Annotated in this window: 16 protein-coding genes and 1 pseudogene; 10 read left to right on the forward strand and 7 right to left on the reverse strand. The window is 57.8% G+C overall.

Translation table 11 applies throughout. The features are described 5' to 3' along the window. Positions 1-56 precede the first annotated feature (56 nt). Together WH91_RS25945 and WH91_RS25950 are read left to right on the forward strand one after the other, a co-directional pair. Positions 57-515: a hypothetical protein gene (locus WH91_RS25945; RefSeq protein WP_342028124.1), complete on the forward strand. Its 459-nt coding sequence runs from the start codon at positions 57-59 to the stop codon at positions 513-515. Beyond that, on the forward strand, positions 485-907 hold the full coding sequence (locus WH91_RS25950; RefSeq protein ID WP_342028123.1) for a hypothetical protein: 423 nt from the start codon (positions 485-487) through the stop codon (positions 905-907). Before WH91_RS25945 ends, WH91_RS25950 begins: the two co-directional genes overlap by 31 nt. Positions 908-1,126: 219 nt before the next feature. On the opposite strand, the gene WH91_RS14715 is transcribed toward WH91_RS25950, so the two are convergent. From WH91_RS14715 to repA, 6 genes are all read right to left on the reverse strand, one after another. Then, complete coding sequence (locus WH91_RS14715) at positions 1,127-1,744, reverse strand: nucleotidyltransferase family protein (RefSeq protein WP_244542419.1); 618 nt, start codon at positions 1,742-1,744, stop codon at positions 1,127-1,129. A 350-nt stretch (positions 1,745-2,094) separates the two neighbouring features. Next, positions 2,095-2,619, reverse strand: a complete 525-nt coding sequence (locus WH91_RS14720; RefSeq protein WP_046171770.1) for an RES family NAD+ phosphorylase — start codon at positions 2,617-2,619, stop codon at positions 2,095-2,097. Beyond that, positions 2,612-2,983, reverse strand: a complete 372-nt coding sequence (locus WH91_RS14725) for an antitoxin Xre/MbcA/ParS toxin-binding domain-containing protein (protein WP_046171771.1) — start codon at positions 2,981-2,983, stop codon at positions 2,612-2,614. The genes WH91_RS14720 and WH91_RS14725 overlap by 8 nt, the downstream gene beginning before the upstream one ends. Before the next feature lie 94 nt (positions 2,984-3,077). After that, positions 3,078-4,421: a plasmid replication protein RepC gene (repC, locus tag WH91_RS14730; RefSeq protein WP_046171772.1), complete on the reverse strand. Its 1,344-nt coding sequence runs from the start codon at positions 4,419-4,421 to the stop codon at positions 3,078-3,080. A gap of 159 nt (positions 4,422-4,580) precedes the next feature. Then, entirely contained in the window at positions 4,581-5,591 is a 1,011-nt protein-coding gene (repB, locus tag WH91_RS14735) for a plasmid partitioning protein RepB (RefSeq protein ID WP_046171773.1), read from the reverse strand. Positions 5,592-5,662: 71 nt separating this feature from the next. Then, complete coding sequence (repA, locus tag WH91_RS14740; protein WP_046171774.1) at positions 5,663-6,847, reverse strand: plasmid partitioning protein RepA; 1,185 nt, start codon at positions 6,845-6,847, stop codon at positions 5,663-5,665. A 635-nt stretch (positions 6,848-7,482) separates the two neighbouring features. On the opposite strand from repA, the gene WH91_RS14745 reads away from it, so the two are divergent. From WH91_RS14745 to WH91_RS14785, 8 genes and pseudogenes are all read left to right on the forward strand, one after another. Next, a complete protein-coding gene (locus WH91_RS14745) occupies positions 7,483-7,998 on the forward strand; it encodes an acyl-homoserine-lactone synthase (protein ID WP_342028122.1) in 516 nt (171 codons plus the stop codon). A 6-nt stretch (positions 7,999-8,004) separates the two neighbouring features. After that, complete coding sequence (gene trbB / locus WH91_RS14750) at positions 8,005-8,979, forward strand: P-type conjugative transfer ATPase TrbB (RefSeq protein WP_046171775.1); 975 nt, start codon at positions 8,005-8,007, stop codon at positions 8,977-8,979. Then, positions 8,969-9,334, forward strand: coding sequence for a TrbC/VirB2 family protein (locus tag WH91_RS14755; protein ID WP_046171776.1), 366 nt, complete (start codon positions 8,969-8,971; stop codon positions 9,332-9,334). Before trbB ends, WH91_RS14755 begins: the two co-directional genes overlap by 11 nt. After that, the gene (locus tag WH91_RS14760; protein ID WP_046171777.1) at positions 9,327-9,626 is read left to right on the forward strand and encodes a conjugal transfer protein TrbD; all 300 of its coding nucleotides are present in this window, start codon (positions 9,327-9,329) and stop codon (positions 9,624-9,626) included. The genes WH91_RS14755 and WH91_RS14760 overlap by 8 nt, the downstream gene beginning before the upstream one ends. Positions 9,627-9,635: 9 nt before the next feature. After that, the gene (locus WH91_RS14765) at positions 9,636-12,071 is read left to right on the forward strand and encodes a conjugal transfer protein TrbE (RefSeq protein ID WP_046171778.1); all 2,436 of its coding nucleotides are present in this window, start codon (positions 9,636-9,638) and stop codon (positions 12,069-12,071) included. Beyond that, the gene (trbJ, locus tag WH91_RS14770; protein WP_046171779.1) at positions 12,049-12,840 is read left to right on the forward strand and encodes a P-type conjugative transfer protein TrbJ; all 792 of its coding nucleotides are present in this window, start codon (positions 12,049-12,051) and stop codon (positions 12,838-12,840) included. Before WH91_RS14765 ends, trbJ begins: the two co-directional genes overlap by 23 nt. A 192-nt stretch (positions 12,841-13,032) precedes the next feature. Further along, positions 13,033-14,211: a P-type conjugative transfer protein TrbL gene (trbL, locus tag WH91_RS14780; protein ID WP_074797643.1), complete on the forward strand. Its 1,179-nt coding sequence runs from the start codon at positions 13,033-13,035 to the stop codon at positions 14,209-14,211. Between the two features lie 27 nt (positions 14,212-14,238). After that, positions 14,239-14,496, forward strand: a pseudogene (locus WH91_RS14785) (VirB8/TrbF family protein); the annotation flags it as partial. Here WH91_RS14785 and WH91_RS23575 read toward each other — a convergent pair. Next, positions 14,408-14,833 carry a glycine betaine ABC transporter substrate-binding protein gene (locus tag WH91_RS23575; RefSeq protein ID WP_345840345.1) on the reverse strand — a complete coding sequence of 142 codons (426 nt, stop codon included), beginning with the start codon at positions 14,831-14,833 and terminating at the stop codon, positions 14,408-14,410. The pseudogene WH91_RS14785 and the gene WH91_RS23575 sit on opposite strands and share 89 nt — an antisense overlap. Between the last annotated feature and the right edge of the window lie 1,241 nt (positions 14,834-16,074).

Consider the following 16,074-nt stretch of genomic DNA (forward strand, 5'->3'; position numbering starts at 1 on the left):
TCAATCTCACGAAGGCAGCCGGCCTATGATCCCCCTGCCCTACCAAGGATCAGCCAATGACGAAGACAAGTGTCAGACACGCTGAGGCCAGATCCTTCTATGCACGTTTACTCGCAGCCGGCGTGGCGGCATCCAACCCCAGGCTGGAACGCGCGTTTGAGAGCATACCGCGCGAGGCGTTCCTACCTCCGGGACCCTGGCACATCTTCTCTGCGCCCGGCAGACGCTATGTCGAGACGCCCTCCGCCGATCCGATCCATCTCTATCAGAACGTGCTGGTAGCTCTCGACCTCGAGAAGCGGATCAACAATGGGGAGCCGCAGTTGCATGCAGCATGGATCGCAGCTGTCGATCCGCAGCCTGGCGATGCGATATGCCACATCGGCATCGGGACCGGCTATTACTCGGCCCTGCTGTCGTTTATGACCGCGCCGGGCGGTACCCTGATCGGCTATGAGATCGAAAAGGCCTTGCCGCAGCGGCCGTGGACTATCTCCAACCGTTCGAAGGCGTAACGGTGATTAGCGGTGACGCGACGGTGGAGGCCATCCCGCTGTCCGACATCATCTATGTCAATGCCGGCGTGGTCGCCCCACCAACCAGCTGGCTTGCTGCCTTGAAGGTCGGCGGTCGCATGATATTCCCCTGGCGGCCGAGCGAAGAGGTGGCCATGGCCGTACTGGCGACTCGCACCGATCAGGGAATTGCATTGCGGCCCTTTGGTGCTGCATTCTTCATTCCCTGCGTCGGCGCCTCCAGCCCCGATGGCTGCGAGAAAGTGCCCGATCGCCTAGAAGCCCGATCAATCCGTTCCCTGTGGCGCAAGGCCGACCGGGCGCCCGATGCATCGGTTGTGGCGATTTATCCCGAGCTCTGGTTCTCGTCGGACGAGATAGTGGCGGCGTAATCGTCTGTAGTGCAGGGACAGAATGGGTCCGCGCCCCGAACCCGCTCATGATCGGGCGATCCTTCCACCCGTACCTGCCATTCCGCAACCGACCCCATTTTTGCCGTTCGTTTAAGCTGAGCGTGTCTCTGAAAAGCAGTCATGAGCGGCAGGAGGGTATTGGCTGGGCCAGGGCCGTCAGGGGCGACGAGCAAACCGAGAGCGTACTGAAAGCCCAGCTCAGTCAGGCCAAGGAACGAAAGTCAGTTCCGGCCAAACCGACATGGCCCTTTTTGCCTTGTTCTCGTGGGTTTCTCGGTTTGCCAGGGCTGTGTTAGGCGTCAGTCGAAACGAAAACAGATCATCAAGACCGAATGGAGCAATGATTTTCAGTTCGTCACCTTCCAGACTGGCAGCCACAGCGTGTGTTTTGGTGGCGAAGTAAAGCATCAGCTCGGCGCTACTCTGAAGTTTTGGGTAGGCTATGCCAAATTTTTCCGGGAACCACAGGTGCACGCGTGCCTGATTGCGGACCTCAACCGGAATTGGCAGGTCTGAAAAATGCGCTTGGACCTGTCTGATAACGGCATCCTCGGCTTCGTAGCTCAAGTCCGAGGGATCGAAATAGACGACGTCCGCGTCTTTAATGCCGGAGTGTCTGGGGCGTCCCGTCAGTACATTCCAGGCGGTGTTATAAATTGCACCCGAGCAAAGAAGCCCCTCTGGTAAGCCGAGTTCTGAAACGCCCATAACTATGGCCATGAGAAGATCATCGTCCTGGATCATCTCGACCAATGCATTTTTCTGGATGATCGAATTGAGGCCAGAGTACCGGCGGTAATCGGCAAGAGCTGTCAAAGCGATGTTACTCCAATGCGGATCAACTCTACACTTTCAGGGCATGCTGTCAGAAGATGGCAGGATGATCCCTGCGCCTGCTGATGTTGTAACAGCTTCGTCACCTGCACACATGATCGATCAGGTATTCCCGTATCAACGATCAACCTCTCCAACCGAGGTGGCAGCGACAACTTCCTCCATGCGGGCAATCGAGCCTGCTTCAAGCCGAGCACACAAACGATGTCTGCTTTCTTCATCGCCTTGCAGAAAGCCGCCTGTCCACTACCCACCCCCATTCAGCCCTACATTGGGCCGAAGACCAGCCCGGCGGCGAGAGTTTCCGAAGCCCCCTACCAGCCTCGCCGAAATTATGGGTTTCGCCAAGACGCCGAGGTTGTTGGAAGCCGGCCGTCAGGGTCGACAACCTTTAGAACCGGACCATCCGACTGGTTCCAGCGCCAGAGTGCGACACAGCTTCCCCCTGGAGACATAAAAGAGGGATAGATGACCCCATCGACCTTCGCGTCAAAAAGCATTTGATATGCGGCATGCGTGGCAGCGACAGCCCCCTTGTCCAATTCCGACCGCCACTCCGTCTTATGAATGTCCTGGTCGAAGCCCCATTCGTCGAGAACTACGGGATCGGTCATGTCGACAAGGCGGGCGCCGGTCAGCTCGAGTTGCGCGATCAATGCTGGATGCTGCACGAACCCTTGGTTGTATTCTGCCCAGGCGGTCGACAATTCTCGCGCTGCGTAAATCGTGGGGACGCCGATCGGATTCCAACGGCCTCCAAAACGAGCGGCGCCCTCCCCCGCTAGCGGTAGATGTGACCAGCGAGGAACGTAGGCTCGCCACAAAATGATCGGCTTAGGGTCTGTAAACTCAGGCATAGACGCCCGAGCGCACAGCCTCCAGATAGGCCAAGACCCGATCTGCCTTGCCGTCTCCCACCAGATCGTAAGCCGTCTTGCCCGCCCAGCCAGGAATTGGTTGGTGCTTAAACCAGATTACCGCACGATTTTCGTCGCCAGCCATCTCTGCTGCCATAGCCAGGATACGCACGATCGGGCTTAGCGCCGCGTCCACCTTCCGGGTGGCGGTTTTGGCGGTGAGCGTATTCCGGGCAATGCCGATCAGCTTGGCAAGTTCGGATTGCGTCACGCCGAGCTGTTCGGACAACCGCGGCGCCGACAGGAAGGGCGAGCCGCCATCGCCAAACCGAACTGCACCGATCTCGAGACCCTGGGGCTGCATGAAGCACTCCAATCCATTTTTGAGCACGTTTCGCGCAATATGCGCTCAAACCACGCTCATTTCAAGCCGCGGCGTCATCCAGATATCCACTGCACTAGGTTTCGCGATCCCACTTATTGATACTCTTCCTCAAATTATCGCTGACCTCGAGCCGCTTCTGGGTGCGATCGAGCCGTTGGGCAGCGCCCAGTTCGCCTTCGGCCTCCGTAACACCCGCCCCCGCTGCCTTGGCCGCGTCGAGTTTGGCCCGCAACAGCGCCATGATCATTGGCCAGGTCGAGAATTTCCCTTCCTTGGCCCGCTCTGTCAGATTTCGCAGGTAGCCCCCTGGCGACTTGATATGATCAGACTTCTGGTAGATCGCGGCGATGGTGATTGCAGCCTGCTGTTCACCCAATGCCACCCGTGCGTCTTCCCAAGCGCTGGGGCTGATCCCCAACACCGGACGGGCCAGATCCGCCGCGGTTAGGAAATCTCGCCAATTACGAATGCCGCCGCCACCTTTCACCAACCACAGCAGGTTCGGACAGGCATCGAGCACAATACCCAGAGGGAGCTCGCGCTTCGGCAAGCTCCGCAGGTTGTCAGATTCCCCGGGGCTGCCGCTCTTTTCTTTTTTTGTTCCTAAGCCACGTTCAGATTCATTTTTAGATTCGGTATTTGAATTCTGTATGTGGCGCTTAGTTTGAGACTCATTGGCGTTCAGATTCTGTGATTTTACGAAGGATTCCAACACGTCACGGATCTGCGTCCAAAGATCGTCGAGTTCTGTAGCTATGGCTTCGAGAACCTGGCGTGGTGCTGTCCGGGGCAGACGGCCGACAATAGCCTGGTACTCAAGATGCACACCGCCCCAGTTGCCGGGAACGCCCTCTTCGATACCAGCCTCTATCATCTTGACGATGTCACGGCGGCAGATGGTTAACCGCTCCTTAACGAGCTTGTACGCCTTCTTCTCGGCGCGCATTGCTTCAGCGAGCTCTTTGAACTCGTTGGCACGGGCGACGATCGGTGAGAGATCGAAGCCATAGGCTTGCTCGACCTCACCCCCCTGCCCCTTGCGCGCGTAGCGCTTGCCATTGGGGCTATCCCGGCGGACAATCAAGCCGCACTCAACCAAGTTGGCGAGGTGACGCCGCAACGTTGCCGGCGACATGCCATTGGCGCGCCCGGTGAGCATTTCATTGGATGGCCAGACGATCAGGGCGCTGTCACCATAAAGGGCTGTTTCGGGATGGAAGGACAAGAGCGCGTCCAGGATGGCCAGAGCGCGATCGGAGGCCCCCAGCGCGAGCCTGGCCTCCTTGATATCCCTGAACACGTGCCACTTGTGCACGGTCGCATCGGGAGCTGCACTCTGGGCCGCCACCTGACTTGCAATCATGCCAAGTGACATCGGTCGCCGCCCAAAGGGCGTCGTTGCGGTATGCGTCTGCATTGTCTTTCACCTTGCGTAAGGCAAAAAAATTTCGGCCGCCAAAGCGGTACAGGCCCATGGAGGCCTTGACTGCAATTTCTGGAAGTGCGATTCTCGCGTTACCACACTACGAGAGGGGCTTCCGGAATTCGGTTTTCGGGGGCCTTTTTCTTTTGCGCGCTACTCTCCGTCAGTTTGGTTGTCGTTTAACTGACGGAACTCCTCGTAAAGCTTGTCGAGGTGCTCCGTCAGGTAGTCTCCAAACGCTCTCGCGTCAGGTCCCCTGGCCCTAAGGGCGAGGGTGAACTTCTTTCCATCCGAAATTGCTTCGGCTGCCAGACGACCATCGGCCGGCGCCCAATTGGCCTTTACGGGACTGGACCTTGGCCGTACGCCCGCTTTTCTGGTTTTGAGGTGTGTGACCAAAGCGTCGAACCTGTCGTCGCTCGCCAGGCCAGCAATGCCAGCGGTTTCTACGAAACTCAGCGCCTCCTCGAGGTTGCTAGGCTTATCTAAAACAAGCTTCAGGTCGTACCATCGATCTCTACCGATGCGTTTGGCACGTCCAATCGCCTTAAGCAGCGGCGCCGGCAATCCGGCAACGGCGAGCATTTTGGAGAGCGTCGACTTGTCCGCTCCCAGCGCAGCCATCACAGTGGACTGATCATCGTCGAAGCGGCGGTTGACAATTTCTGCCGCGAAGACAGCCTTCTCGATAAAGGACGTATTGGCCCGACCGTTGTTTTCCTGGCCTTGGGCGATGACGTGATCGCGGTCCGTCATCTGCTTGATGACCGCTCGGACTTTGCGCCCAAGTTCCGCGGCCGCTCGCCGCCGCAAGTGGCCAAAGACGAGCATATAGCGTCCGGCGTGGCTTGGATGGGGTCTGACGAGCACGGGTGAATCTTGGCCGCGCTCGCGTACCGCTTCTAAAACACGCTGGAATTCGTCCTTGTAGTCATCGTCGCCGATCGCGAAGCGGTCCTTCGCAAAAGAATCCTCAATGAGCGCGGGATCGAGTTCGACAATCGTCTCGCCTTCGAGGAGCTGATCCGCTTGCGCGGCCATTTCGTCGATTGAGTTCAACAGGGAGCGCGTGGCGCCCTTGGTCGCATAATCCAGAGCAGCGCGGTTTTCCGACGCCGGCTCCTCGTGACTCAGCAAATTGGCAAATGGATTTTTCCGCGCCATCTAACACCTGCCCAAACGTACTAGGCGATTGATTTGACTCACGTTTTTGTCGATTTTTACGGCCGTCAACTTCATGCTCGGCCCCATGCCCGATGAACCAGGCCTTGAATCTCAAAATTTACGGCATCAAGGCTCTCAATGGCGCGGTCATAGGTATCGCGGTTGAAGTTGACGCGTTCGACCTCATAAAGAGATTGCTTGGTTAGGCCGGCATCCGAGATGGCAGTCGATTTGAGCATTGGGTGCTTGAGGATGTCCTCAGCTAGCATTGACTGCATAAACCCAAGCATCTGAGCCTGGGGGACATCCATCGGCTCATAGCGAGTGATCAGGTAGCGCAGCCAGTCGAGATGGAAGTCAGCGCCGGCCTTCTTAATGGTTTTGGCGATGTTTCCCAGCATCAAAAGAAACTGGCTCATCGACATCAGATCCAGCATTTGGGGGTGGACCGTTATCAGAACTGAGGTGGCAGCACTGAGCGCCGTAAGTGTCAGGTAGCCAAGCTGTGGTGGGCAATCGACGACCACGACGTCAAACCGGTCATCGACACTGTCAAGCGCTTTGCCTAAACGGGTAAAGAACCGCTTGCCCTCTAGCGATGTCTGCATAGCCAAGGGAGTCTCGTATTCATATTCCTGAAGTTCAAGGTTGGCCGGGATTATGTCGAGTAAAGGGAAATTCGTAGGCCGGATGACTTCGGACAAGGGGCGTGGATTTTCGTAACGAATGGAGTCATAGAGCGACAAATTTTTGTCCAGTTCGGGCTGAAACCCGTGGAGAGCTGACAACGACGCCTGTGGATCTAGATCGACGGCAAGGACGCGATGACCTGTCAAAGCCAGATGCTGGGCGAGGTGGGTCGCAGTCGTTGTCTTACCGGAACCGCCTTTAAAGTTGACCACGGCGATAACCTGCAGCTTCTCGCCAAGCTTGCGCCCGGGGACATAATTCTTCGCGTCCGACCGGCCGTTCTTGTCCAGATAGTGCCTAAGTTCGATCATTTGTTCGGCCGTGTAAAAACGCCGGCCGCCGCCGCCGATCTGGGGGACCGGCCCCTTGCCTTCGAGATGTAGCCGCTTCAGGTTGTTAGGGCTGACACCGAGATAGTGCGCGACTTCGGCCATACCGAACATACGAAGGGTCTTCTGCGCGTTGGGCGGAAACTTTTCCATACGCAGCTGATCCAGCTTGCGCGAGATCTCGGCGCCCTGGGCGAGAATCTTGTCATCGAACTGGAAGGGTGGCAGCGAGAGCATCGCGTTTCCGTAGTAAGAGAAAATGGCGCTAACTGGAGTGATTTCTGCAATCTAGCGCCAGTATGTTCGATTCCTCCTGAGTGGCAAGGAATTTTAGGTTAAGTGACCCTTAACGCTGCAGCGCGACACCATGTCTACCCTACTTAATCAACATCATATCTCTTTTGATTCAATGGGTTAAAGTGGGTATGGACCTGGCCGGAAAATTGTGGTGACGAGTACAGGCTTCCCGCTCAAAGTGAGTGCCTATGCTGTCTGGGATGAATATCTAGCCACTCACTTGCCCGTTTGGCAGATCGACTCGGCAGCGCGCCAACTCTCTAATTCACGTTGCCTCGGTGTGCTTCTCCCAAGTGCTACGCCACAGAGCCGCCACCAACGTGATGGGAACTCGCGACAGGATGATCGAACCGGGCGTCCGCTGCATGCAAGGTATCCATAGGCAGCCACCCTGTCGCCTATCGGATTTGATAGGGTGCAGCGGGCCGCGTGCTGTGGTGCTTTGCGAACATGCACTCAACGCAAGGCAGGACGATGGAAGTCATCGCTATTGGCCCACACGACTGCTCTAGTAACCCTTTGCTGGTCGATCAAATGCACCGTCTCCGCGCTCGCGTCTTCAAGGAGTGCATGGGATGGGTGTAACCGTTAGCGATGGGCAGGAATTCTATCAGTTCGATGCACTCAACCCAACCAGCATCCTCGTCGTAGATCGGGGAGTAGTAGTCGGCCACACGCGGGTTTTGCCGGCGACAGGTCCAACGATGCTGTCGAAGACCTTCGCATATCTGGCATCTTGCGGCGCTTATGTGCCGCATTCGAGAATGCTGGAAACCTCGCGGTTCTGCGTTGACACCTCGACGGCACGCTTGTTCGCTGATGGCATTCACCTTGCCACTATGACTTTGATAGCCGGCATCCTCGAATGGGCTGACCTCGGTGGTTATTCCGAGATCGTGACGGTCACCGATGTGCGGCTGGAGCGTATTTTGCGCCGGGTCGGGCTGCCGTTGCGCCGCTTGGGTGAGACCTCACGTATCGGAAACACGATTGCCCTGGCAGGTATTGTGGACGTGGATGCCCAGAGTGTTCAGCGCGTACGACCCAGCCAATACAGGTCCACTTTTACCAAACTCAACCGAGCGGTGTAGTTCTCCATGGGCCATACTCACTCATCAGCAGATCGCCTTGTCCGAAAGCTTCAGGATGCCCTAGGGCCGATCATTCGCAACGCCCTGGACGAGCCTGGGGTGGTCGAGATCATGCTCAATCCGGACGGCAAGCTGTTCATCGAACGGATAGGGCAGGGGATTACTCTCGCGGGTGATCTGGACGCGCAGTCGGCGGAAACCATCATCGGCATCGTCGCCCACGCGCTGCAGACCGAAGCTGACCAGGATCGCCCCATTATTTCAGGTGAGCTGCCGATTGGCGGACATCGCTTCGAAGGGTTGTTGCCTCCGATCGTCGCCGAGCCATCGTTCTCGATCCGTAAGCGGGCGTCGATGCTGATCCCACTGGCTGCCTACGTCCGCGAAGCGATCATGACCGCGGAGCAGGCCGAAGTTATCTGCAATGCCGTGGAAGCCCGCATGAATATTGTTATCGCCGGCGGCACAGGCAGCGGCAAGACTACCCTGGCCAACGCGATCATCACCGAGGTGGTGAATGCCGCGCCTGAGCATCGTGTGGTGATCCTGGAGGACACCGCGGAAATCCAGTGTTCGGCACAGAACGCGGTACTCCTCCACATATCCGATGCCGCGGACATGGCACGGCTCCTGAAGTCCACCATGCGTTTGCGTCCTGATCGCATCATTGTCGGCGAAGTTCGCGACGGTGCAGCGCTGACGCTGCTCAAGGCCTGGAACACTGGGCACCCAGGTGGGATCGCCACCATTCACGCCAATGGTGCTCGTTCGGCGCTGACGCGCCTGGAACAGCTGGTGGCTGAGGTCAGCCAGATGCCGATGCGCGAGGTCATCGGCGAGGCGGTTGACCTCATCGTTGCAATTGAGCGCACGCCGAATGGACGGCGCGTTTCCGACATCCTGCACATCGAGGGATTTCGGAATGGCGCCTACCAGATCGAAAGTCATTCATCGAACAAGGAGCGGCTCAATGTCGCCTAGAGTTTTGCGGCTTGCAGCTGGCGCAGTCGTTCTTGCGTCCCTGTGCGCGCAGCCGGCACTGGCCAGCGGGGGTGGGGGCCTGCCCTGGGAAGGGCCTCTGCAACAAATCCAGGAATCTATCACCGGCCCCGTCGCCGCTGCGATCGCGTTGGCGGCCGTTGCGATCGCCGGCGGCATGCTGATCTTTGGGGGCGAGCTAAACGATTTTGCCCGACGCCTCGTCTATGTGGTGCTGGTCGCCGGGATCCTGCTCGGCGCTACCCAAATTGTTGCCCTGTTTGGCTCAAGCGGCGCGTCGATCGGCGACATAACAAATAGTCGTTCACTTTTTGTTCTGGACCAGATCGATGGCTGAGGTCGGTAGTCGCCTCCAGCGTGTCCGGCTCCACCGCGCTTTATCGCGACCCAACATGCTGTTCGGTGCCGATCGTGAGCTCGTCCTCGTGACGGGGCTGGCGGCCGTCATCCTCATCTTCGTCGTCCTGACGCCTGTCTCTGCCGTGTTCGGTTTCGCGATGTGGATTGTCGTCATCGGCCTGTTGCGGATGATGGGCAAGGCCGATCCTTTGATGCGCAAGGTCTACCTGCGGCACATCCGTTACCGCCAGGTGTATCGACCGACCGCGTCGCCCTGGCGCAGGTACTGAGGGCATCTGATGGTTTCTCTCAAACAATTTCGCCAAACCGGCCCGAGCTTTTCCGACCTGCTGCCTTACGCGGGGTTGGTCGACAACGGTGTGCTGCTGCTCAAGGACGGCTCGTTGATGGCAGGCTGGTATTTCGCAGGGCCCGATAGCGAGAGTGCCACCGACATCGAGCGCAATGAAATCTCCCGCCAGATCAATGCCATTCTGGCGCGTCTCGGCTCCGGCTGGATGATCCAGGTCGAGGCATTACGAATACCAGCAACGGCTTATGCCAAAGCGGATCAGTCGCATTTCTCCGATCCGATCAGTGCGATGATAGACGACGAACGTCGCACACGGTTTGAGGCGGCCGACGGGCATTTCGATAGCCAGCACGCCATTATTTTGACCTATCGCGAGCCCGAGCGCCGGAAGTCCGGACTGACGCGGTACATCTATTCTGACCCTGAATCTCGAACCGAACGGTTTGCCGATACCGCGCTGGCCGCCTTCAACACGGCCATACGCGAGTTCGAGCAGTATATGGCCAACGTCGTTTCCATTCGTCGGATGGTCACGCAGGAGGCTTCGGAGCGCGGCGGCACTCGGACCGTTCGATATGACGAGTTGCTGCAATTCGTGCGCTTTTGCCTCGTCGGCGAAAGCCATCCGATTCGTCTACCTGACGTCCCGATGTATCTCGATTTTTTAGTGTCAGCCGAGTTTCATCACGGCCTGACGCCGGTAATCGATAATCGACATCTGGCAGTCGTCGCGATCGATGGCTTCCCGGCCGAAAGCTGGCCAGGAATTCTCAACGTCCTCGATACGATGCCGTTGAGCTACCGCTGGTCGAGCCGCTTCATGTTCCTCGACCCGGTCGAGGCGCGGCAAAAGCTAGAACGCACCCGCAAGAAGTGGCTGCAAAAGGTCCGCCCGTTCATGGACCAGCTGTTTCAGACACGGTCCAACAGCATCGATCAGGACGCTGCACTTATGGTGGCGGAAACTGAGGACGCGATTGCCGAGGCCAACTCTCAACTGGTTGCCTATGGCTACTATACGCCGGTCATCGTTTTTTTTGGTGACGACGATCGGCAACTGCGAGCGCAGGCCGAAGCGATCCGTCGGCTCGTGCAATCGGAAGGTTTCGCGGCACGGATCGAGACCCTGAATGCCACTGAGGCATTTCTCGGCAGCTTGCCGGGGAACTGGTACGCCAACATCCGCGAACCCTTGATCAACACAAGAAGCCTTGCCGACCTCATTCCGCTCAATACCGTGTGGGCTGGGAGCGCGGTATGTCCATGCCCCTTCTATCCGGAAGGTTCACCGCCCTTGATGCAGGTCGCCAGCGGTTCGACGCCGTTCCGCCTCAACCTGCACTCTGGCGATGTTGGGCACACCTTGATCTTCGGGCCGACCGGTTCTGGCAAATCGACCCTGCTGGCGCTGATCGCTGCCCAATTTCGCCGGTACCAGGCTGCCCAGCTTTTCGCCTTCGACAAAGGACGCTCGATGCTGCCGCTGACCCTGGCAGTGGGTGGGGATCACTATGACGTGGGGACAGGGGAGGGACTGGCATTCTGCCCATTGTCTTCGCTCGACCATACTGGCGATCGCGCCTGGGCAGCCGAATGGCTTGAAACGCTGATAGCTCTGCAGGGTGTCAAAACCACGCCTGATCATCGCAACGCGATCTCTCGCCAACTCGGCCTCATGGCACAAACGGAGCGCCGCTCGCTGTCCGACTTCGTCTCTGGGGTGCAACTGCGCGAGCTCAAGGATGCGCTGCTGCACTACACCGTCGATGGACCGATGGGCCATCTGCTCGACGCAGAGCAGGACGGCCTGACGCTGTCAAATTTCCAGACATTTGAGATCGAGGCGCTGATGAACCTGGGCGAGCGCAACTTGGTCCCGGTCCTGCTTTATCTGTTTCGGCGTATCGAAAAACGCCTCACTGGTGCGCCCAGCCTCATCATCCTCGATGAGGCCTGGTTGATGCTGGGGCACCCGGTGTTCCGCGATAAAATTCGGGAATGGCTCAAAGTCCTGCGCAAGGCCAACTGCGCCGTGGTGCTGGCCACGCAGTCGATTTCAGACGCTGAACGCTCCGGCATTATCGACGTGCTCAAGGAATCTTGTCCCACCAAGATCTGCCTGCCAAACGGCGCAGCCCGCGAGCCCGGCACGCGCGAATTCTATGAACGCATCGGCTTTAACGACCGGCAAATTGAGATCGTCGCCGGCGCCATGCCCAAGCGCGAATATTACGTGGTCTCGCCGGACGGTCGGCGCTTGTTCGATATGGCGCTCGGGCCGGTAACGTTGAGTTTCGTGGGCGCAAGCGGCAAGGACGATCTTAAGCGCATCACCGCTTTACATCAGCAATTCGGCGATGAGTGGCCGGGTCATTGGCTTTCTGAACGAGGGATCACGCATGCGCATCAACTCTCTGATTAGCCTCCCCATCAGTTTTTTCATCAGCACTGCCATCGCAATGCCGGCTCAGGCCGCGGGACAGCTCGTGGGTGCTACCGAATTCACCCAGATCCTGAACAATGCTGAGCTCATTGGCCTCGCCGGACAGTCCGGCATCCAGATCGACAATCAGGTCACGCAGATCGCGCATCAGGTCGAGCAGATTCAGAACCAGCTGCGGATCTACGAGAACATGCTGCAAAACACGCTCAAGCTGCCCGAAGAGGTTTGGGGCCAGGTCGAACAGGACCTTGGGCAACTGCAGTCGATCGTGGGGCAGGGGGAAGGCATCGCTTTCTCCATGGGCAACGTCGATGACGTCCTTAAACAGCGTTTTCAAAGCTACAGCGACTTTTTGGAAAATCCACTCGATGGCGAGGATTTTTCATCAGCATATCAGAGCTGGTCCGAAACCAATCGGGACACGATCGCAGGGACGCTGCGGGCTGCCAACCTGACGGCCGAACAGTTCTCGTCCGAGGAGGGGACGATGGAGCAATTGCGGTCGATGTCGGGGACTTCCGTTGGCCAAATGCAAGCTCTGCAGGTCGGCCACCAGATTGCCGCGCAACAGGTTGCCCAGATGCAGAAGCTGCGCGGTCTCGTTTCTCAGCAAATGACCATGATGGGCACCTGGTACCAATCAGAGCAAACGCAGCGCGACAATGCGCAGGCCGAGAACGAGCTCTTTTTTGGTGCGGATAGCGGCGTCAGCGTCGGCGACGAAGCCCCGTTTAGTCCTGAGTGGTGACATGAAGCAACCTTCGCGCGTCACCTTTGTGCTCATTATTGTGTTGGTCGCAACCGGAGTCGGGTTCGCTCACCTCACCCTTGTGAAACGGCGAGCCGCTTTGGAAACAGCACCGATCGACGCGAGCCCATCCGACGGAAAATTCGACACCGTAGTCGGCGACGAAACGCCTTTCACTCCGGAGTGGTGAGCATGAAGCCCTCATATTTCGTGAGCCTTATATTTGTCGGCGCATTGTTCCTAGTTTCTCAAGCCCATGGCCAGACGCCGAACAACGTCGTCGAAACCGTGCAGCAGTCGATCACCCTGCAGGCCCGAAACTGGGAAACGGTGTTGATGCAGCACGCAACCAGCCTCTTTTGGATTCTGGCCGTTATCGAGGTCGGCATTGCGGCCGTCTGGCTGGCGATACAGGGCAGTACCCTTGAGAGCTTCTTTTCCGAGCTGGTGCGCCGCATCCTGTTCATCGGCTTTTTTCTGTTCGTGCTGACGAACGGCCCAGACCTCGCGAAAGCCGTTGTCAGCAGCCTGTTTCAGATCGGCTCTGGCTCCGGTGATGTTTCGCCAGCCGCCGTTTTCGATGCGGGGATCGATGTCGCCAACCGCATGACGCAACAACTGGCATGGTGGAACCCAGGCGACTTCGGCAAGAACGTCATCGTTGGCATCTGTGCATTGGCGGTGATCGCGGCTTTTGGTTTAGTCGCCGCAATCTTGCTTGCCGTCATCCTTGAAATGTATGTCGGCCTGCTCGCCGGAATGATCCTGCTAGGCTTCGGTGGCTCCTCTTACACCAAGGATTTTGCCATCAAGTATCTGATCTACGCCTTCTCTGTTGGTATGAAGATCATGGTGCTTGTGATGGTCGCGGCCATCGGCGCCCAAACCTTAATCGATGTCGCGGCGGCTCCTGACATTGACCAGACTTTCATCGGTCCTGCCTCGATCGCGGGGCTGGCCATCGTGATCGCCTACGTTTCGATGCTGTTGCCGCCCATGATTTCGGGCGTCATTCAGGGCGTCTCTGTCACCAGTGGTATGGAAGCGGCCCGACCCACGATGAACGGCTATCAGTTTGGCGCAGGCGTAGCCGCGATGGGAGCGACAGCAATCGGCGCCGGCGGGCGAGCGGCAGCAGGCGCATTTGAAAAGGGTGGTTTCACCGGCGCTGCCGCGGCTGGAACGGCCGCTACCGCCTCGACCGCCGTTCGAGGGCTGGCCGCTACCGCCTCGGCCATCAAGGACCAGGCAATCGGTGGACCCGGCAGCTTCGGCACCACAACCATGGGGCTGGCCAATGCCAAGCTCGCCGCTAGCGACGCCCGGGGGCCAAAAGCCCCTCCTTCCGGCCAAAAGTCCGGCAAGCCGTAAGGCAGCCCGAAGCACCGAGAAATTCCCATGTCAAAACAAATACCTCCAGACAACCCGTATCTGGCCGCCCGCCTTGAGTGGAATGAGCGCTATGGCGGTTTCGTCAAGGCAGCAAACACCTGGCGCATCGTGGCGGTAGTCTCTTTGACTATGGCGCTGATCGGGACGAGCTACGCGCTGTACCAGAGCACGCAGGTCAAGTTGGTGCCCTACATTGTCGAGGTTGACCGACTTGGAACGCCGGCGTCCGCGGGCTTTCCTGCACAGATCGACTACGCCGATCCGAGCCTTCGTTAACAGCAGCGTCCCACTGGTCCTGCACGGTGCTGGTCCATAGCTCCGGTGCAACGGCGGGTGAGCCGCGCAAGACCATGGAGCTGGTGGTGGGGACGGTGTCGCCGGTGACGATTTCGACATTGCAGTCAAAGCCGGCGTCAAGAATTTTGGCATGGATCTGAGCCAAGGCGGCCGCGGAGGGCCAGGTCATCTCGGCAATATCGATCGTGCGGCCGGTACCACAGGCGCCGGTTTCGGCGGTTTCCTGGGCGAAGGCTGGGACGCTGGCTACCGACAAAAAGGCAACGGAAAGCGCGGCGACAATGCCACCGGTTTTATGCATCATTATGCGAGTTCTCCTGGGAATATCTAGCAAGAACAATAAGGCATAATAATATAGAGGTCAAACTAGCATTTTGACTGTTGTTGGACTAGTAATAATATGGAATGTACTAAATTGTATTTTCCGAACAACTAACCAATTTCATCAATAGTCATCTCATAAGTTTGAGCTGATTGCTGAAATTTCCTTATACAGTGTATAAATATGCATTCGCCACGCCAGGGCCGCAAAAACGTCCAGTTTCCGCCGCGCACGACGACATCCGGAACGCCGGTCGCCCCGGCCGACTAAACTTGCTAATGACGATCTAAGCGGTTATGGCGCGACGTAGCTGCCGGCTGTGCCACGGAAACTTCGGTGTTCGGGGGCGTTCCCTGCTGACCGGGTTTTGGTCTTCCGTCCAAGTGTTCACGCAACGAACATCGCACATAGTGATGTTGCCACAGCAATTCTACATGCATCGCACGGCCTAATCAGGAGCAAAAAGCGCCAGACTTACCGGGGTGAAGTCTTCCGCCATTTTCCATACCAGTGCACGAACGTTGGCTGGCTTTCCCTGAGTCATGTCTAGCCATTGCCCCCATGAGGACAAGATCACGTCAGAAGCTTGACTGATTTTTGGGGTCTACCCTTCGGCCATGGAGGGCGCAGTTTGAGCTCCTTTCACCGGATGTCGGTGTCCTCCGCTTCATTGTTGTAATTTAGCTGCGCCGCCACGGCGGCGGTTTAGTGCGCACCTGCACAAGTCGCCTATGTCAAAACAAGACAGGTGAGGCGCCTAATTCCCCCCTTAACTGAGCATTCCGGGATTCAGCATTATAACGTTCCATTGCCCGGCGTCCCCTCCACCAAATGGTGTAAGAGCATCTCGGAACGGCAGGGATTGACGTCGTGTAATGCCAGCTTGTGGATAGGTCCGTGGCTGCCATTTGCTGGGGTGGAGATTGTCTGGCAGCACCGGTCAGGGGACGAATTCAGACGGAAAACTCTGAGCTGGCCTATTGGTCAAACCGCACTTGCGAAGCAAAGATCGAGCAGCACCGTTCACTTTATCGCGGACTGTGCCCAATGCGGCCCGCTTTGGAAGTTAATCTTCGACGGAGACATAACTATCTCAGGCGTGGCTCCTCTGGAGTTGCTCGCCGACGGGACAGCGATAAGTATCGGTCTCTGGCTGATAGATGAACGACGGCTTGCCCCACAGGCCACGGGCCTGAGCAGGAGAGGTGTTGGGTTTTGGCACC

Source organism: Devosia psychrophila (genome assembly GCF_000971275.1).
In the GTDB taxonomy this organism is placed as follows: domain Bacteria; phylum Pseudomonadota; class Alphaproteobacteria; order Rhizobiales; family Devosiaceae; genus Devosia; species Devosia psychrophila.